The 17,743-nt window shown below is 63.8% G+C and carries 16 protein-coding genes; 5 read left to right on the top strand and 11 right to left on the bottom strand.

The genetic code is table 11. The features are described 5' to 3' along the window. Positions 1–109: 109 nt before the first annotated feature. Positions 110–850, bottom strand: a complete 741-nt coding sequence (locus X733_RS165095; RefSeq protein WP_023710865.1) for a FadR/GntR family transcriptional regulator — start codon at positions 848–850, stop codon at positions 110–112. A 2-nt stretch (positions 851–852) separates the two neighbouring features. Here X733_RS165095 and X733_RS165100 point away from each other — a divergent pair, with 2 nt between their 5' ends. After that, entirely contained in the window at positions 853–1,866 is a 1,014-nt protein-coding gene (locus X733_RS165100) for an NAD(P)-dependent oxidoreductase (RefSeq protein WP_280790512.1), read from the top strand. A 160-nt stretch (positions 1,867–2,026) separates the two neighbouring features. Here X733_RS165100 and X733_RS165105 read toward each other — a convergent pair whose 3' ends face one another. Both X733_RS165105 and X733_RS165110 read right to left on the bottom strand, forming a co-directional pair. Further along, positions 2,027–2,821: a DUF3037 domain-containing protein gene (locus tag X733_RS165105; RefSeq protein ID WP_023735078.1), complete on the bottom strand. Its 795-nt coding sequence runs from the start codon at positions 2,819–2,821 to the stop codon at positions 2,027–2,029. Next, positions 2,818–3,516 (bottom strand): HipA family kinase, encoded by a 699-nt coding sequence (locus X733_RS165110; protein WP_348524579.1) that lies wholly within the window; start codon positions 3,514–3,516, stop codon positions 2,818–2,820. Before X733_RS165110 ends, X733_RS165105 begins: the two co-directional genes overlap by 4 nt. Positions 3,517–4,380: 864 nt before the next feature. On the opposite strand from X733_RS165110, the gene X733_RS165115 reads away from it, so the two are divergent. Beyond that, positions 4,381–5,268, top strand: coding sequence for an AraC family transcriptional regulator (locus tag X733_RS165115; protein ID WP_155924120.1), 888 nt, complete (start codon positions 4,381–4,383; stop codon positions 5,266–5,268). A 322-nt stretch (positions 5,269–5,590) separates the two neighbouring features. On the opposite strand, the gene X733_RS165120 is transcribed toward X733_RS165115, so the two are convergent. Beyond that, on the bottom strand, positions 5,591–6,385 hold the full coding sequence (locus X733_RS165120) for a FadR/GntR family transcriptional regulator (protein ID WP_023714083.1): 795 nt from the start codon (positions 6,383–6,385) through the stop codon (positions 5,591–5,593). Positions 6,386–6,388: 3 nt separating this feature from the next. After that, complete coding sequence (locus X733_RS165125; protein WP_023714084.1) at positions 6,389–7,831, bottom strand: FAD-binding oxidoreductase; 1,443 nt, start codon at positions 7,829–7,831, stop codon at positions 6,389–6,391. Positions 7,832–7,988: 157 nt separating this feature from the next. Between X733_RS165125 and gloA the strand changes: the two genes are divergently transcribed. Next, positions 7,989–8,399, top strand: coding sequence for a lactoylglutathione lyase (gene gloA / locus X733_RS165130; RefSeq protein ID WP_023817210.1), 411 nt, complete (start codon positions 7,989–7,991; stop codon positions 8,397–8,399). 74 nt (positions 8,400–8,473) lie between these two features. Here the strand turns inward: gloA and X733_RS165135 are convergent, their stop codons facing one another. The 4 genes from X733_RS165135 to X733_RS165150 form a co-directional block, all read right to left on the bottom strand. After that, positions 8,474–9,442, bottom strand: a complete 969-nt coding sequence (locus X733_RS165135; protein ID WP_023751370.1) for an ABC transporter permease — start codon at positions 9,440–9,442, stop codon at positions 8,474–8,476. 4 nt (positions 9,443–9,446) lie between these two features. Further along, positions 9,447–10,949: a sugar ABC transporter ATP-binding protein gene (locus X733_RS165140; RefSeq protein WP_023751371.1), complete on the bottom strand. Its 1,503-nt coding sequence runs from the start codon at positions 10,947–10,949 to the stop codon at positions 9,447–9,449. Between the two features lie 5 nt (positions 10,950–10,954). Continuing rightward, positions 10,955–11,995, bottom strand: coding sequence for an ABC transporter permease (locus tag X733_RS165145; RefSeq protein WP_245274364.1), 1,041 nt, complete (start codon positions 11,993–11,995; stop codon positions 10,955–10,957). Between the two features lie 102 nt (positions 11,996–12,097). Beyond that, entirely contained in the window at positions 12,098–13,168 is a 1,071-nt protein-coding gene (locus X733_RS165150) for a sugar ABC transporter substrate-binding protein (RefSeq protein ID WP_023683136.1), read from the bottom strand. A gap of 304 nt (positions 13,169–13,472) precedes the next feature. Here X733_RS165150 and X733_RS165155 point away from each other — a divergent pair, with 304 nt between their 5' ends. Beyond that, positions 13,473–15,068, top strand: a complete 1,596-nt coding sequence (locus tag X733_RS165155; protein WP_023817209.1) for a GMC family oxidoreductase N-terminal domain-containing protein — start codon at positions 13,473–13,475, stop codon at positions 15,066–15,068. Between the two features lie 459 nt (positions 15,069–15,527). On the opposite strand, the gene X733_RS1000000169280 is transcribed toward X733_RS165155, so the two are convergent. After that, on the bottom strand, positions 15,528–15,665 hold the full coding sequence (locus tag X733_RS1000000169280) for a hypothetical protein (RefSeq protein ID WP_023691904.1): 138 nt from the start codon (positions 15,663–15,665) through the stop codon (positions 15,528–15,530). Positions 15,666–15,851: 186 nt separating this feature from the next. Between X733_RS1000000169280 and rsgA the strand changes: the two genes are divergently transcribed. Further along, on the top strand, positions 15,852–16,865 hold the full coding sequence (rsgA, locus tag X733_RS165160; RefSeq protein ID WP_245274118.1) for a ribosome small subunit-dependent GTPase A: 1,014 nt from the start codon (positions 15,852–15,854) through the stop codon (positions 16,863–16,865). A gap of 62 nt (positions 16,866–16,927) precedes the next feature. Here rsgA and X733_RS165165 read toward each other — a convergent pair whose 3' ends face one another. Next, positions 16,928–17,719, bottom strand: coding sequence for an SIS domain-containing protein (locus tag X733_RS165165; RefSeq protein WP_023700933.1), 792 nt, complete (start codon positions 17,717–17,719; stop codon positions 16,928–16,930). Positions 17,720–17,743 lie beyond the last annotated feature (24 nt).

Here is a 17,743-nt window from a genome sequence, read left to right as displayed (position 1 = left end):
GTATGACAACGGGGTAAGACTGCAACAGTGGGAGGAACATTTCGCTGATGCACGAACTCAATCTCGGCGGGGTCGCCGGATGAGCAGTCCGTCAACCGTGGTTGGCCCCCTAATCGTGAACAGCCTTGTTGCGCAGATCCTCAAAGCGGGCATAGCTTTTGGTCAGATGGCTGCGCATGGCGCGCCGCGCGGCATTGACGTCCCTGGCTTCGATTGCCCCGAGAATGGCGCGATGCTCGCGCTGCATGCGGTCGAGATATTTTTCCCGCTCAGCCTCCGTCATCCGGTCGAGCCGCGTCCAATGGCGCGGGACCATGGCGCTGCCGAACGTGTCGAACAACCGGGTGAAATTCGGGTTCTGCGTCGCAGCGAGAATGGCGCGGTGGAAGCCGAAATCCTCTTCCGAGCCGGAGCCGCCGGCACGCACCGCCGCTTCCAGCGCATCGAGCCGCGCGCTCATCTGCTGGAGCGCCGCCTCGCTGCGCCGCTCGGCGGCAAGGCCGGTCGCTTCGACCTCGATGCCCATGCGCAGTTCGAGCACGCGCAGCACCTCGTCGATCGATTCGAGATCGTCGGGCAGCACGGAAAACGTCTTCGGCGGCGGATCCTTGGCGACGAAGGCGCCGAGCCCCTGGCGCGTGGTAATCAGCCCGCGCGCACGCAGCGCCGCCAGCGCCTCGCGCACCACGGTGCGGCTGACGCCTGTGGCAGCAACAATCTCCTGCTCGGTCGGCAGCCGCTGCCCCGGCGCAAGGTCACCGGATTCGATCTGCGCAATCAGCGTGTTGACCAGACCCGTCCGCAGGTTGGGCGCCTGCGGTATGGCGTCGAAAGTCATGGGCTCCGCCATCGGTGGCACTCCGGTTCGATTCTTGTTCAAAGAATTGCATCGACGGGTGCCCGCCGCAAGGTGACGAAAGTTCGGCCCGCTGGCACGAGCCATGGGAGGATTGCATGAAAGAACGCATCGGCTTCATCGGCCTGGGCAGCATGGGCGCCGGCATGGCCGACAATCTGCTGCGCAAAGGCTGGCCGCTGACGGTGCATGTCCACCGCAGCCGCACCGCAGCCGACCGGCTGATTGCGGCCGGTGCCACTGAAGCGGCCAGCCCGCGCGACCTCGCCGCTGCCTGCGACATCGTCATCCTGTGCGTCACCGGCTCGCGCGAGGTCGAGGCACTGGTCAAGGGCCCGGACGGACTGGCCTCGGCCAAGACGCCGCTGCTGATCATCGACTGCTCGACCTCCAACCCGTCATCGACGACAGCGCTTGCCGCCGACCTCGCGGAGCAGGGCATGACGCTGATCGACGCGCCGCTGGCGCGCACGCCCAAGGAAGCCGCCGAAGGCAAACTCGACGTCATGGTCGGCGGTGCGGCCGAAGTGGTCGCCCGCGCACGCCCGGTGCTCGAAGCCTTTGCCGCGCGCGTCGTTCCCACCGGCCCGACCGGCAGCGGCCACACCATGAAGCTGCTCAACAATTTCGTCTCGATGGGCTATTCCGCCATCTATTCCGAAGCGCTGACGCTGGGCGCCAAAGCCGGCCTGACGCCGCAGGTCTTCAACAGCGTCATCTCCGGCAGCCGCATGGATTGCGGCTTCTACCAGGCCTTCTTCGATTTCATCCTCAACCGCAACGAAAACGCCCAACGCTTCGCAATCGTCAACGCGCTGAAAGACATGACCTACCTCGCCTCCTTCGCGCAATCAGCCGGCGTGGCCAACCCGATCGGCGCTGCGGTGCGCAATGGCTTTGCCACGGCGGTCACCACCGGCCACGGCGAGAAATTCGTGCCGGCGCTGTCGGATATTGTTGCGGGGTTGAACGGGGTGTCGCTGGTGGAGGCGACATCACCGGGCCAATAGAAAACGGGTGGATTCGGGCGCAAGCCAACGGTCCCTACATCCTGTAGCCCTTGGCGTGAAATCCGAGCGGCTCAACGGAGCCGCCCGGAAGCTTAAAGCATATGAAGGCGAAAGGGGTTTGAAACCGCGATTGACAAATTGCAAGGCGTCGAACGCGGAACTAGCGATGGAGGACGTAATTCTGGCGAATGTCCCTAACCAACGGCTCGATCTCATTTAGGGTATAGAATCGGACATGGTGGCGGTCCATTTGCTCCGCAATCATGTTTACGAATTCCGCATCCTGTGCCTGCGCATCGTCCCCGACCACCACTAAGCGAGCAGGTCGATCAAGGGCGGTTTCTTGGTAAAGAAGTTCGCCTTCTATCATATGCGGGCTGACGCGGTTGAGCGCCTTATCCGGGTCACCCGCAAGCGACACGGCGTCAATCAGATTGAAGGCTCCATTCTGATAGGCAAAGGGAACCTCGATCTTTACGCCTCCGGAAAGATGGACGGGGTCAGGCTTCACGAGGAAGTCTTCGACGCCATTAGAACGAAAAGCTTGCGCCAGTTTTGTCGACAGCCTTTGGCCGCGCGGCGAGCTGGGTACCTCACCAACCAGCTTTTCGAACAGTTCGCTGACAAGCTTCTCGGGGTCTTTAACCAACACAGATCGAACCGGGGACAGGCGAACCTTCCCAGACCTGAGCCCTATAAATTTCTCGATCTTTTCCCTGTCCCAGCCGTTACCAAATTCATACCGCAATCGACCTTCCATCGATTCTTTCAGGTGCTGAAAATGGTTACCGAGATGGATTTTGAACGCCTGCTCGGCGCGGCGCGGGCTATGGCTAAACTTCACAAAAACCGAAGCATGAGCGAACACAATGACGCCAATGTTCACAAACTCAGCCCGCTCCGGGAACTCTGAGTATTGAACGAGCGAAAAATAGCCTTGTGACTCTCGGATCATTTTACCAACCCCGGGATTTCCGGTTCATCCACCAATCGCCCTGAGATCGTGTTCACCACATATTGGCCGCGCTCACAAATCAAATCGACCAGCGAGAGCGCGGCGTTGGGGCCAAAGCCCCATTGTGCAGGAATAGAATTAACGACTTCAACCACGAAATCGCGCTTTAATTGAGACAGCTTCTCGACGGCGCGCTTGACTGACTTCGCGTCGATATATGGATCGAAGGCCGGAAACTTACCATATACATTTGGGTCTAGGACCCATGCCTCAGGGGCCGGCCCCATAGGAAAATCAACGTCATTCCCAATAAAACAGCTTGAATGATCGATGGGCACAAGATCGTATTTACGACGCCCCTCAGCCTTCACATAAAGTAGGTTGTCGGCGTTGTCTTGTCCATCAAAAAACCGGTCCCAATTGCGGACCCACGTATCGAAAACAACCAGCAACGCCACGTCACCAGGCTCTCGGAGACGAGACAAAAAAGTGTCTCCTCCGTCGTGTGGGGTTCCATCAACGGCGCGTGAAAAGAACATGGGCGGCACCATGCGCGCCCCATTCCTTTCCATAGTCAGGTCTATTTGACAGTCGTGGACTATGGCAAACGGCGGCACCTTGAGGCCAAGCCAAGAAGCCAATTCTCCAGACACCAATTCCGACACAAGTATCGCAGAACCCATCGGATTTCCCATCGATTTGAGAAATCCCTCGCCTGAATCTGTGTCCACCCGGATCGGGCTGGTGCTTGAACCAAACGACTCTATTTCCCGACGCACCTCCGCCGGCTGACATACCGCCCCACATGCAAGAGCCATGATGCTCCACCCATCCCAATTCGGATTGCATACATCGCATCCCGAACGGAATCGAGTCTTGGGTACACGAAGTATAACATACTGCTTTGTTTTGGTTAGTTTGTTGATAGGTCAGGCATTGGCCAGTCGCGTCTATGATAGCTGCTTCGGCGCGTTGCTTATGGCGAGTAGCTTCTTATCCTCAGTCTCACCTGTCGCCAGTGCGGGTGCTTATCGGTCATGATAATGCGTGAGGATGCATGGACCGTTTGCCTGAGAAGGTTCGCGGTTTCAGTGAGCATCCATCATGGCCGTCGATGTGTTCGAAATGAGCGCGCATCCCATTGTTGCTTTCGCGGTGTGCACGGACAGCGCCATGGCACTCTGGGCAACGCTTCGGAATTTTGGGATTTAGACCAAGCGCTTGGTCGATCGTGAGGTACGACCAACCATCGACTACCTTCATTTCGCAGGCATCCATTTCCATCCGACGAATATGGCATTCAACGCCGGACATTCAAAGGCGGAAATTCGACCGTCAGCCCGCCCGCGCACAGCCTTCGCAATCTCGAATGCGCAGCGGAGACGCTGCCCCTCGCGCCCGTGATGCCGACTCCGCAGCCGCATCGCTCTCGAGCAGACCTGGCGCACCTCCAAGCACCCGCCTAGCGAACAGCCATCCATCCGTGTCAAACCGCAATATCGGTCGAGCGCGAAATGCCCTGACGCGCCTATCTGGTGTCGCCACGCAGGACGAGACGTTTGATGACGCCACTTGAAAACTACCATGCCCGGATGCGGCGGGTGCTGGATCATATCGACCAGCATCTCGACGACGATCTGGGCCTGGAAGCGTTGAGCGGCGTTGCGGCGTTCTCGAAATTCCATTTTCACCGGCAGTTCACGTCCACCTTCGGGGTGTCCGTGCATCGCTATGTCCAGCTCGCCCGCCTGAAACGCGCTTCGTACCGGTTGGCCGAGAGCGACGCCCACAGCGTCACCGACATAGCGATGGATGCCGGCTACGACGCACCGGATGCCTTCGCCCGCGCTTTTCGGCAGCGGTTCGGACAATCGCCTTCGTCGTTCCGGAAGTCTCCCGACTGGGGGGCGTGGCTCATGGCCTTCGGGCCGCTCGACAAAGCAAGGACCACGCTCATGCAGATAATTCTTGAACCCGGCGACGTGATGATCCGGGATGTGCCGCCCACGCCGGTGGCGATCCTGGAGCATCGCGGCGATCGGGCGACGCTTCCTGACACCATCCAGCGCTTCATCGCCTGGCGAAAGGCGGCCGGCCTCTCGCCCGAGACAAGCTCGACCTTCAACATCTTCCGTTCCGAAAGGGAGCCGGCGAACCCGGCCGACTACAGCATGGACATCTGCGCCGGAACCGAGCTGCCGGTAGAGGATGGGCCGATCGAGGGCGCGCAGATGAAGGCCGGCGTGATCCCCGGCGGACGCTGCGCGGTGCTGCGCTACCCCGGCAACACCAACAATCTCGAGCCGGCAGCGCTCTACCTCTACCGCGAATGGCTTCCGGCCAGCGGCGAGGAGGCGCGCGACTTTCCGATCTATTGCCAGCGACACTTTTCGTCGAATGGACCGGTGCGCGAGGTGGTGCTTGAGCTGTTTCTGCCGCTGAAATAGCGCGGTGGGGTGGCGGCCTATCTCCGGCCCTGAGCTGGTTGAGCCGACGACCGAGTGAAATCTGATATGGCGCTCCCCACTCCGTCTCGGCTTCGCCGAGCCACCTCTACCCCCACATTCGTGGGGGAGAGGAAACCCAAGCTTTTGAAGGGCTGCGATCTCGGAGATTGGCATTTCCTCATCCCCCATGAAATGGGGGGTCCGAAGGACGGGCGAGACCCGTGGCTCGCCCCGGCAAGGTGGCTCGGCGAAGCCGAGACGGAGTGGGGGTCAGCGCCGCCATAGGCGATTGGCCCAGCGCGCGGACAAGGCGAGGCTATCCCTAAGCCTGCCCGCGCACAGCCTTCCGCAACCGCGAATGCCGTACCGGAGACGCTGCCTCGGGCCCCGGCGCTTTCTCCGCAGCTTCCCCCTCATGCAACCCCACCCGCAGCGCCGCGCCCGCCAGATGGTCGCGCATCGCGGCTTGCGCCCCTTCGGCGTCGCCGGCACGGATCGCTCTCAGGATGCGCTCATGTTCGCCGAGCGTGATGCGGGCCATGTCGTCCGACTTTTGCTGGTTGCCGGCGGCGAGAATGCTTTCGCGCACCCGCTCGGACACGAAGACCAGGAATTGGCCCATGTAGGAATTCCGCGTCGCCTCGGCGACGGTGCGGTGGAATTCGAGGTCGCTGCGCAGCCAGGCGACGCTGCCATAGGGGGCGGCGCGCATGCCGGACAGCGCATCGCCCATGGCTTTGAGATCGGCGTCGCTGCGCCGTTTTGCGGCAAGGGCCGCCGCCTGCACTTCGAGGATGCCACGCAGTTCGAACAGATTGCGAAACGAGTCGGCGCGCTGCAGCGTCTCATGGTCGATGGTCAGCACCGTCGGGTTGTTGCTCTCGACCACGAAGGCGCCGCGCCCCTGCTGCGACCAGATTCGGCCTTCCGAGCGCAGCCGCGCGATCGCCTCGCGCACCACGTTGCGGCTGACCCCGAAAGTGGTTGCCAGCGCCGCCTCGGTCGGCAGCTGGTCACCCGGCTTCAGCCGGCCTTGCGCGATCTCGCGCGAGATGGAACTGGCCACCAGAGTGGAGAGGTGTGGGCCGCGATTGACCTTGTCGAGTTTCAGCGTCATCGCTCACCTATAGTCGACGGCGGGTGCGGACGCCAGAATGCGGCCGTTGCTGAGAATGTGGCGCGGGTCGAATGCGTCCTTGATGCCGGCGGCGAGGTTGAGCGTCACCGGATCGATGCGTTCGAGGAACGCCTTCTGCTTGACCCGGCCGATGCCGTGCTCGGCGCTGATAGAGCCGCCATAGCGATCGACGACGGTGAAGATCTCGGCTTCCGCCTGCTCGAACAGATGTTCCATCGCCTCGGTGCCCATGCCTTCCGGCGGCACGACGTTGAGGTGGATGTTGCCGTCGCCGACATGGCCGTAGGTGACGGCCAGCGCGTCGGGCCGGGCTTTCTCCAAGGCGGCCAGCGCATCGGTGACGAAATCGGCAAGCCTGGAGATCGGCACCGACACATCGGTGCGCAGGTAGCGGCCTCCCCTGCCCTGCCGCTCGACCATGATCTCGCGATAAAGCCACAGCCGCTCGGCTTGCGCCCGCGTCGAAGCGATGACGCCGTCCTCGACGATGTCCTCGACGCTGCCGAGAAACCCCAGCAGCATGTTGGAGAGGTCGATCAGCCCGCCGGAGGACACCTCGATCAGCACATAGACGGGATAGGGCTGGCTGAGCGGATCGGGAAAATCCTGGCCTTCGCGCATGGTGATCTCGATGCCGCCGCGCAGGATCAGTTCGAAGGCGGTGAGCAAATCGCTGCAATCGCGCCGCGCCCTTGCATAGAGTGCCATCGCGTCCTCGACGGAGCGCAGGCCAAGCAGCGCGGTTTCGATCTGCGTCGGCTTGGGGAATAGTTTCAGCGCCGCCGCGGTGACGATGCCCAGCGTGCCCTCCGAGCCGATGAAGATCTGCTTCAGATCATAGCCGCGATTGTCCTTGCGCAGCACTTTCAGCCCGTTCCAGATGCGGCCGTCGGCCAGCACCACTTCGAGGCCAAGCACCAGATCCCGCGTCATCCCGTAGCGCAGGACGTTGAAGCCGCCGGCATTGGTGGCGACATTGCCGCCGATGCGGCAGCTGCCCTGCGCGCCGAAGGTGATCGGCAGCAGGCAGTCGCTCGCTTCAGCCTCGCGCTTGGCATCCTCGAGGATGCAGCCAGCCTCGACCACCATGGCAAAGTCGATCGGGCTGATCGAACGGATACGGTTCATGCGCTCCAGCGAGATGACGATCTCGCCGCCATCCGCCGCCACTGCGGCGCCCACGAGCCCGGTCAGGCCGCCTTGCGGCACCACCGGAATGCGCTCGGCATGGCAGAACCGCATCAGCGCCGACATCTCCTCCACCGAAGAGGGCCGCGCCACGGCCAGCGGCCGGCCGAAATGATCGCCCGACCAATCGCGGCTGTAGCGCGCCAGATCCACTTCCTCGGTCAGCAGCCCGCCATTCGGCAGCAGGCCGGCCAGGGCTGCGATCTGCGATGCGGAGGTTGGCAGGACGGCATTCATGGATTGGCTCTAGGCCCCTCGGCAAAACGACTGGACAAATACCGACGTTGTCGTGTTATCATACAACCCTGATTGAGAACATCAAGCGAGGCTTGCCGCCAAGCGTGCGATGTGGATGATCAGACCCGCAAATCACAGAATTCGGAGGACTTCCCCAATGAGCGACGCCCCGGGCTTTCGCTATATGCACACCATGATCAGGGTGCTCGACCTTGACAAGTCGATCGCCTTCTACACCGAGGTGCTCGGCATGACCATGCTGCGCCGCGACGACTACCCCGGCGGCAAGTTCACCAACGCCTTTGTCGGCTACGGCCCCGAGGACAAGGAAGCCGTCGTCGAGCTGACGCTGAACTGGGGCCGCGAGGAGCCCTACGAGATCGGCACCGGCTTCGGCCATCTGGCGCTCGGCGTCAACGACATCTACGCCGTCTGCGCCGAACTGGAAAAGCGCGGCGCCAAGATCCCGCGCAAGCCCGGCCCGATGCAGCACGGCACCACCCACATCGCTTTCGTCGAAGACCCCGACGGCTACAAGATCGAGCTGATCGGCCTCGACACAATGTGATCCGATCGGGCCGGACCGCATCGGCCTCGCGCCGATGCGGTCCCGTCCTGTCCGCGCTTGCCTGGGAGGCGGGATCACTTGATGACCGCGATCTTGCTGCGGTCGATGGTAATGGCGACGGCAGCGATCAGCACCGCGCCGAACACCATATTTTCCAGGAAAATGTTGACGCCGACAAAGGTCATGCCGATGCGCACGATCGAGATGATCAGCGCGCCGACCGCCGTGCGGGCAACGCCGCCGAGCCCGCCGGTGATCGCCGTGCCGCCGACTATGACGGCGGCGATGGCCGGCAGCAGCAGCTGGTTGGCCAGCACCGGCGAACCGCTCGACAGCCTGGCTGCCAGCACGATGCCGGCGATGGCCGCGAGCATACCCGACGCGGCAAAGGCGATGATCTTGGTGCGGTCGACATTGATGCCCGCGGCCCACGCCGCCGGCTCGCCGGCGCCGACCGCGATCGCCTGGCGGCCGAAGCGCGTGTAGCGCAGCGCCAGAAAGGCGGCGATGCCGATCACCGCCGAAATCAGCACCACCACGGGAATGCCAGCGACAGTGGCGTTGATCCAGGCGGTGTTTTCGCGACCAGCCTCCTCGATGGTGATGGCGCGGCCATTGGAGACCCAGAGCGCCAAGCCGGTGACGACGCCGCCGGTGGCGAGCGTCGCGACGAAGGACGGCACGCGCAGCTTGACGTGGACGACGCCGCTCAACACGCCGAAGGCGAGCCCCGACAGGATCGCCACCGGGAAGGCGGCAAGGCCGAGCGAAGGCAGCAATTGCGCCAGGATGACGCTGGCCAGCGATGCCACCGCCTGGATCGACAAATCAATGCCGCCAAGCAGGATGGCGAAGGTGACGCCGGTCGCCAGGATGAACAGCACGGCGGTGTTGGCAAACAAAAGCGCCACGGTTTCGCCGGTGAGGAAGCCGGGCGCGGCGATCTCGATGATCAGCAGCAGGCCGACCAGCAGGATCAGCGGAATGGCGCCTTGCGTCCACTTGCCTTCGAAAACCTGCCTGATGGAGAACGCCTCATTCATCGGTTCACACCATTGCCCTGAGAAGATCGACCTGGTTCGGCTTGTTGCCCGGACTGGCATCGAAGCGCGCGGTGATTGCACCGTCGCGCATCACCAGCACCTGGTGCGACAGGCCGATCGTTTCCTCCAGCGTGTCGGAAATCAAAAGAATCGCGACGCCTTGCGCGGAGAGGTCGCGCACCAGCTCGTAGACCTCTTCCTTGGCGCCGACATCAAGCCCGCGCGTCGGATGGTCGAGCACCAGGATGCGCGAGCCCGCCGTCATCCAGCGCGCCAGCACCACCTTCTGCTGGTTGCCGCCGCTGAGTTTGCGGCAGGCGGCATCGGGACCGGGCGCCTTGATGCGCAGCCGCTTGATCCAGTCGGCGGCAAGCCGGCGCTCCTTGCCATAATCGATGGCGCCATGGCGCATGACGCTGGAGAGATCGGCCAGCGAAATGTTCTCCGCGATCGACAGGAACATCACCAGCCCTTCGAGCCGGCGCTCGCGCGGGACATAGCCGATGCCCTTGCGCACAGCCGGCTCCGGCGAGGAGAAGCGCACGGCATCGCCGGCGATTTTCATCTCGCCGGCATCATGCTGGACGAAGCCGCCAACGGTGCGCGTCACCTCCTCGCGGCCGGAGCCGACGACGCCGGCAATGCCGACAATCTCGCCGGCCCGGATCGAGAGATCGACGCCGTGATAGTAACCGTTGGCGCCAAGCCCCTTGGCCTCGACCATCACGATATCGCGCGGCGCGAGCTGGCGGGCCTCGCGGTAATATTCGGCCTGCAAGCCGCGCCCGACCATGATCTCGTGCAGCTCCGGCGCGGTGACTTCAGCTGCGCGGTGCTCGGCGACGACCGCGCCGTCCTTCATCGTGTAGACACGGTCGGAGATGTTGAGCACCTCGTCGAGGCGGTGCGAGACGAACACAAAACTGGCGCGGGATTTAAGCGAGCGCACCCGCGCGAACAGCACCTCGATATCAGCGGCGTTGAGCACCGAGGTCGGCTCGTCGAGCAGGATGAGCAACTGCCGCTCGACCACTTCCTCCAAGGTCAGCGCCTTGGCGAGCTCGACCATCTGGCGTGCGGCGAAGGTGAGTTCGGAGGTGCGCGCGGTGACGTCGATGTCGATGCCGATCTTGGCCAGTTGCCGCCGCGCCGCCGCGTTCATGGCGCGCCAATTGACGAGGCCGAAGCGGGTGAAGCGGTCCTCTTCGCCGAGATAGATGTTTTCGGCAACCGTCAGGTTCAGCACCAGCGACTGCTCCTGGAACACCATGCCGATGCCATGCCTGGCCGCATCACGGGCGTTGCGCATGCGCAGCTGTTCGCCATCCAGCGTGAGCGAGCCGCCATCCGGCCGGTAGCCGCCGGCCAGCACCCGCATCAGCGTCGACTTGCCGGCGCCGTTCTCGCCGATCAGCCCGACCACCTCGTTGGGCTGCACTTCGATGGAGACGTCGCGCAGCGCCTGGACGCCGGGGAAATTCTTGATGATGTTGGACGCCTGCAGCATGGCGCTCACTTGACGATTTTCAGGCGGACGCGGTCGAGCGACAGCGCCACCGCGGCGATGATCATCAGCCCCTGCACCGTCTGCTGGATGTAGGGCGAGATGCCGAGCAGGATCATGCCATTGGCAAGCACGGTGACGATCAGCACACCGATCAGCGTGTTGACGACGCCGCCCTCGCCGCCGGTCAAAGCGGTGCCGCCGACGACCACTGCGGTGACCGCTGCAAACAGCCTGCCGTCACCGATCACGGCGTGCGACTGGCCGAGCTGTGCTGCGGCCAGCACACCGGAAATGCCGAAGAAGAAACCGGCCAGCGCAAAAGCGGTGATGCGCACGCGCACGACATTCACGCCCGAGAGCTTGGCGACATCCTCGTCGCCGCCGATCGCCAATATGTGGCGGCCGAGCTTGGTGTGATACTGGATGACGGTGGCGAGCAGGAAGGCGCCGAACGCGACCCAGACCGCCACCGGCAGGCCGAGGAAACGGTGCAAGGCCAGGTCGCGGATCGAGGCGTCGTTCAGCTTGATGGCCGTGCCGCCCAGCATATAGACCGACAGGCCGAGGCCGATGAACCACATGCCGAGCGTGCCCATGAAGGACGGGATGCGCAGCATGGTCTGGACGAGACCGCTGACGAAGCCCATGGCGGTGCCGGCGGCGATGGCAGCGAGCACCGCCCACCAGCCATAGTCGTTGCCGTTGCCGTCATTGGCGGCGAGCAGCACAAGCACCATTGCCGCCACCGAAAGCGTGCCTTCGACTGCGAGGTCGATGCTGCCCATCAGGATGATGAAGGTCAGCCCCATCGCCAGCGTCAGCGGCACGGCGGCGGAATTCGCAAGCCGCACCAGATTGCGCAGCTCGATGAAATTGGGATTGGCAATGGCGATGAGTACGCAGAGTACAATCAGCACCGCCAGCGGCGCCAGGCTGCGCCAGCGCCTGCCGCCCAGGAATGTCGCGATGCGGCCGGGGAACGGTGTCATGGGCGTCGTCCGCTCGATGTCCGAAACGGACTTCAGGGGTTCTGTATGGATTGTCAAGAAACCGCTTCCCGTCTGCGGGTGACAGCCGTCGCGACAAGGGGATCGCGACGGCTGCGGGAGGAAGCGGGCCGCCAGGGAGTTGCAGCCCACTCCGATGGATCAGGTGCGGATTGCTCCGGTGACCCGGCCCCACAGATCGTTCCAGTCGATCTCGGGCTTCGCATCGACATTGGTCTTGTAATATTCCTCGACATTGTCGTGCGAGATCAGCACCGCCTTGCCGTAGAACTCGCGGTGCTCCGGGGGCTCCTTGGTCGGGTCGAACTTGCCGATCTTGGCGTTGTAGCCGATGGCTAGACCCATGCCGCCCTGCCAGAACGGATCCGAAGTGACCGTGCAGGCGAACTCGCCGGTGCGCACCGCATCGACCGCCGTCTTGATGCCGTCGACGCCGACGATCGGCACCTTGCCGGCGAGATTTTCGGCACGCAGCGCTTCCAGTGCGCCGGAGCCCATATCGTCATTGGCCGCCCAGATGCCCTTGATGTCGTCGCCGAAGCGGGTGAGCAGATTGCCCATCAGGTCGAAGGCTTCGGTCGACTTCCAGTTGGCGACCTGGAAATCGAGCAGCTTGATGTCTGGGTTGGCGGCAAGCGCCGCATCGAGGCCCTTCTTGCGTTCGATCGCCGCCGTGGTCGAGATCAGGCCGCCGAGTGCGACGATGCCGCCCTTGCCGCCAATGGTCTTGAACAGGATCTCGGCGATGGTCTTGCCGCTGTCGATGCCGTCGAACTCGATATGCGAGACATAGTTCGGGTTGAAATCCTTCGGGTGCAGATCCCCCGGCTTGTTCCACTGCGTCACCACATAGGCGCCGGCCTTGGCGCAGGCCTCGACGATCGGGCGCGCATCGGGCGTGTCGTTGGGATCGGAATTCAGCACCATGTTGCCGCCGGTCTTGGCCAGCATCGCCTTGATGTCGGCAATGCCCTTCTCGCTGTTGCCTTCCGAAACCAGCGTGACGTGTTCCAGCCCGGCCCATTTGGCATACGCTTCCGCGCCGGTCTTCCACACCGCGTGATAGGGGTTGGACAGCGAGCGGATCGACGTCACCAGCGTCGGCTTGTCCTGCGCGCGCAGCACGCTCGGCATGGCGAGTGCCGCCACGCCGGCGGTGGCGCCCATCATCAGCGTGCGCCGGTTGACCGCAAAATTCTTCGTGTCGTTCATGCCTCGAAACCTCCCGATTGAATTCTGTTCCGCCCGGCATCTTGCGCAGGGAGCGCGGCCGGGACCTCCTGGTGAGGATCGTCAAGCTCCTCCACTTGTACGACAACCCTTCAACACGATAACCATACCCTTTCTCTTGACGTGGCACAAGCGACTTGAGATCGTCGCGCGCAAGAGGAAGGGGCGGTGATTTCATCGCCCGCCGGAGCATGATCCCTAGAAGTGGGAACCGGTTTTCTCGGACAAATCGAGAAACCGTTTTGTCCGGAGATCATGCTCCAACAAAGAGAACCCGGGAGTGGAAATGACGGATTACATCATTGTCGGCGGCGGTTCGGCTGGCTGCATTCTGGCCGCCCGGCTGAGCGAGGACCCGGACGTGTCCGTCGTGCTGCTCGAGGCCGGTCCGCCCGACACCGACCGCTACATCCATTTGCCGGTCGGCTTCTTCAAGATGACGTCGGGGCCTCTGATCTGGGGCTATGACACCGCGCCCGGCAAGGAGATCGACGGCCGCACCATGGTCTATCCGCAGGCGCGTGTGCTCGGCGGCGGCTCCTCGATCAACGCCCAGGTGTTCACCCGTGGTTGCCCGCAGGACTACGATGGCTGGGCGACCGACGATGGCTGTGCCGGCTGGAGCTATGCCGACGTGCTGCCCTACTTCGTCCGCTCCGAGGGCAACGACACTTTTGCCGATGCGCAGCACGGCACTGACGGCCCGCTCGGCGTCTCCAGCGGCGCGCCGCATCCGCTGACCCGCATCTTCGTCAAGGCGGCGCAGCAGGCGGGCCTTCCTTTCCGCGCCGACTTCAACGCCGGTGAGCAGGCGGGCGCCGGCTTCTACCAGACGACGACGCGTCAGGGGAAACGCTCGAGCACGGCGGTCGCCTATCTGAAGCCGGCGCTCGGCCGCAAGAATCTGACGCTACGCACCGACGCCTCGGTCAGCCGCATCGTGGTCGAGAACGGCCGCGCCATCGGCGTGGAGATCATCGTCAATGGCCGCACCGAACTGCTCCGCGCCGAGCGCGAAGTCATCGTCGCCGCCGGCGCCATCGGCTCGCCGAAATTGCTGATGCTGTCCGGCATCGGCCCGGCCGTGCATCTCGGCCAGCACGGCATCAAGGTGGTCCACGATTCCAAAAACGTCGGCCAGAATCTGCACGATCACATGGACGTCGATGTCGTCGCCGAGCTCAACGGACCGCACGGCATCGACCGTTACAAGAAGAAGCGTTGGCAAGCGGTCGCCGGTCTTGAATATGCGCTGTTCGGCAAGGGGCCGGTGGCCTCCAACATTGTAGAGGCCGGCGGCTTCTGGTGGGGCGACCGCGCGGAGAAGACGCCGGACATCCAGTTCCATTTCCTGCCCGGCGCCGGCGTTGAGGAAGGCATCGGCTCGGTTCCCGGCGGCAATGGCTGCACGCTGAACTCCTACCATGTGCGCCCGCGTTCGCGCGGCAGCGTCACGCTCAAGTCCGCGGACCTGCGCGATGCGCCCATCATCGACCCCAACCCGTTCGCCGAGCGCTATGATCTCGAACGCGCCATCGACGGCATCGAGATCAGCCGCGAAATCCTGTCGCAGCCGGCCTTCGCCAAATACATCAGCCGCGAGCATCTGCCCGGCAAGGCGATGCAGGGGCGCTCAGCACTCGAAGCCTTCGCCCGAGAACATGGCCGCAGCGCCTATCACCCAGTCGGCACCTGCCGGATGGGCGGCGATGCCGACAGCGTCGTCGATCCCGAGCTGCGCGTGCGCGGTCTGCAAGGCCTGCGTGTCTGCGACAGCTCGGTCATGCCAAGCATCGTGTCGTCGAACACCAACGCCGCCGTAGTCATGATTGCGGAGAAGGCTGCGGATCTGATTGCGGGGCGAACGCTGCCGGTGGCGTAAGCAGGACAATCGCATGTGGTGGCGCCACGCGATTGCCCTGCCTTGAGCACCTGTCGCTGAGCGCATAGCACTCGAACCGCACTAAAAACGACAGCCTCCCGCAGCGCCTTCAACCGACGCTTGCGCAATCCACCAACCGACCGGAAACCCCCGGTTGCGGGCTCGTTGCCGACGCCTGCGCGGGGATGTGAAAGCGCTTTTGCGCCAGTTCCGCGATCACACCATATGAACCGATCCAAGCTCTGCTAGCTTGTGGGCGTGGGACTTGTCCCGCTTTGGCCGGTGCTTCAGGCAACCCCATCCCAACCCCCCGCCCCCTGCGGTACCGGCCATCCCCCTCCCCCTTTTGGCAGGCTTCTCGACCTGCCATCCTCAGCCGTCGCTGCCAACTTCGAGGTCGACGACGAGGCCTGATGCGTGGCATGCAAATCAAGACCATCGGCAGCGTATCGAGGGATTTCACATCGGCTGTCTGGACGACGTCCTGGAGAGCGACAGATCGGGGTCGAGCCGCCTCAGCTCCCGGTTGATGGCCGCCAGGCGCTCCGGTTCGCCTTCCGTGTTGCAGACATTGAGAGTAACGACGCGTAAGCGCATCAGCGAACCACCGCCGCGATGCGTTCCAACGTGGTGCGCGAAACGGCTCGGCCATCGGCGCGGTTCGGCTTGTCAAATGCCGCCATGCCGCCCATACACGGCTTGAACAACCGCCCCGAGGGTCCGCGCCCATTTTGCCAAAGGATACTCTCCGATGTCTGTGACGCCGTCCCCCTGGTCAAAGCCGTGACGGCCTCCCTCGCAAGCCTGGGCTGGACGGATTTCTTCGGCGACCAGCTTGAAGCCGATGAGGCAGACCTCGTGCCGACGCGCATCGCCTCGGTGCACCGCGACCGCCTGGCCGGCCTGTCCCGGGCAGGGCCAGTGGATCTGACGCTGCCGGCCAATGCCAACACCGGCGACTATGCCGTCGGCGACTGGGTGCTGGTCGAGCCGCATACGCATCTGCTGCGCCGCCGCCTGACCCGCAAGACGGTGCTGGAGCGCCGCACACAGGGCGGCAGGGTGCCGCAGCTGGCCGCGGCCAATGTCGACACGCTGTTTATCGTGACGTCCTGCAATGCCGATTTCAACATCGCCCGGCTCGAGCGCTATCTGGCGCTGGCCAACGAGGCCGGAACGACGCCGGTGATCCTGCTGACCAAGGCCGACACCGCTGACGATGCCGAGGCTTACCAAAGCCAGGCCGCCGCCCTGCAGCGTGGACTGGCCGTGGTGATGCTGAACCCGCGCGTCGCCGATGCCGCAGCGGCGCTTGCTCCCTGGTGTGGCGCAGGGCAGACGGTGGCGCTGGTCGGCTCCTCCGGGGTCGGCAAATCGACGCTGGTCAACACGCTGGCCGGATCGGCGCAGCAATCGCCGCAACAGACGGCGGGCATCCGCGAACACGATGCCAAGGGTCGCCACACCACCACGGCGCGGTCGCTGCACCCCATTGCCGGTGGCGGCTGGGTAATCGACACGCCGGGCATGCGCACGCTGCATGTCAGCGACGTCGCCTCCGGCATCGACACGCTGTTTGCCGAAATCACCGAGCTCGCACCGCTGTGCAAATTCCGCGACTGCACCCATGTCCACGAACCGGGCTGCGCGGTGCAGGCTGCGTTGAAGGCGGGTACGCTCGACCCTGAGCGCCTTGCCCGCTGGCGCAAGCTGTCGGAGGAAAACCAGGGCAACACGCCGGTTCAGAGCGGCCCGCGCGGCAACAAATCTCCCGCGAGCCGCCCGAAGCGGCGTTGAACATCCGGAAAATTCCAGCGAGAGAAATTGGAGGCCTGGCCATGTGCCGGGCCTCCGTGCTTTCACTCTCCCCGCATCGTCGCCTGGAAGGTCGGCAGGTGCTTCTGCTGCGCCTCCAGCATGCGCTCGCGGTAGACGCCGTAGATGACGTCGGTGTCGTGCAGCGTCACGCCGGCAATGGTCGGCGAGGCGAAGACCGGCAGTTCGATGCCGCGCTTGGCGAGCTGCTCGGCCGTGCGCGCGATCAGCTCATGCGCCAGGATCATGGCAAGCACCGTCGATGAGCCCGACACCGGCCGGCTCCAGCCCTCGACCGGCACGATGGCGTCCTCGATCGGCGAGCAGGTGTCGATGACGAGGTCGGCGGCATCCGCCAGCCGCTTGCCGGACGAGTGCGTCGCCGGTTTGTCCAGATTGTTCTTGCTGGTGACAGCGACGACGAAGATGCCGCGCTTCCTGGCGTAGAGCGCGGTGTCGATGCCCGACGAGTTGCGGCCGCTATGGCCGAAGATGATGATCGAATCGCCCTTGTTGAGCGGCTGGTGGTCGAGGAATTTTTCGGCGTATTTTTCAGTTCGCTCCAGCCACAAAAGCTCGCGCACGCCGCCGGCGCCGAGCACATTGTGCCACATCACGCGCGGGTCGGTCAGCGGGTTGAAACCGACATAGCTGCCATAGCGCGGAAACACTTCCTGCACCGGCAGCACCGAATGGCCGGAGCCATAGAGATGCACCAGCCCGCCGCCCTCGAGGGAGTCGGCAAAGCGGCTGGCGGCCTGGCCAAAGGCCTCTTCATTGGCTTTCGCAGCCTGGTCGATGAGGGCGGCGAGACGGTGGATGTAGAGATCGGACACGTGGGTACTCCTGTTTGCTGTGTC

It is taken from the genome of Mesorhizobium sp. L2C066B000 (assembly GCF_000502335.1).
Classification (GTDB): Bacteria; Pseudomonadota; Alphaproteobacteria; order Rhizobiales; family Rhizobiaceae; genus Mesorhizobium.
This window is presented reverse-complemented; position numbering and strand designations above follow the sequence as displayed.

What these genes read in the sequence shown, in the direction of transcription:
- X733_RS165095 (WP_023710865.1), bottom strand. Translation starts at nt 850, where the DNA reads ATGGCGGAGCCCATGACTTTCGACGCCATACCGCAGGCGCCCAACCTG.
- X733_RS165105 (WP_023735078.1), bottom strand. Translation starts at nt 2,821, where the DNA reads ATGATCCGAGAGTCACAAGGCTATTTTTCGCTCGTTCAATACTCAGAG.
- X733_RS165110 (WP_348524579.1), bottom strand. Translation starts at nt 3,516, where the DNA reads ATGGGAAATCCGATGGGTTCTGCGATACTTGTGTCGGAATTGGTGTCT.
- X733_RS165120 (WP_023714083.1), bottom strand. Translation starts at nt 6,385, where the DNA reads ATGACGCTGAAACTCGACAAGGTCAATCGCGGCCCACACCTCTCCACT.
- X733_RS165125 (WP_023714084.1), bottom strand. Translation starts at nt 7,831, where the DNA reads ATGAATGCCGTCCTGCCAACCTCCGCATCGCAGATCGCAGCCCTGGCC.
- gloA (WP_023817210.1), top strand. Translation starts at nt 7,989, where the DNA reads ATGAGCGACGCCCCGGGCTTTCGCTATATGCACACCATGATCAGGGTG.
- X733_RS165135 (WP_023751370.1), bottom strand. Translation starts at nt 9,442, where the DNA reads ATGAATGAGGCGTTCTCCATCAGGCAGGTTTTCGAAGGCAAGTGGACG.
- X733_RS165140 (WP_023751371.1), bottom strand. Translation starts at nt 10,949, where the DNA reads ATGCTGCAGGCGTCCAACATCATCAAGAATTTCCCCGGCGTCCAGGCG.
- X733_RS165150 (WP_023683136.1), bottom strand. Translation starts at nt 13,168, where the DNA reads ATGAACGACACGAAGAATTTTGCGGTCAACCGGCGCACGCTGATGATG.
- X733_RS165155 (WP_023817209.1), top strand. Translation starts at nt 13,473, where the DNA reads ATGACGGATTACATCATTGTCGGCGGCGGTTCGGCTGGCTGCATTCTG.
- X733_RS1000000169280 (WP_023691904.1), bottom strand. Translation starts at nt 15,665, where the DNA reads ATGCGCTTACGCGTCGTTACTCTCAATGTCTGCAACACGGAAGGCGAA.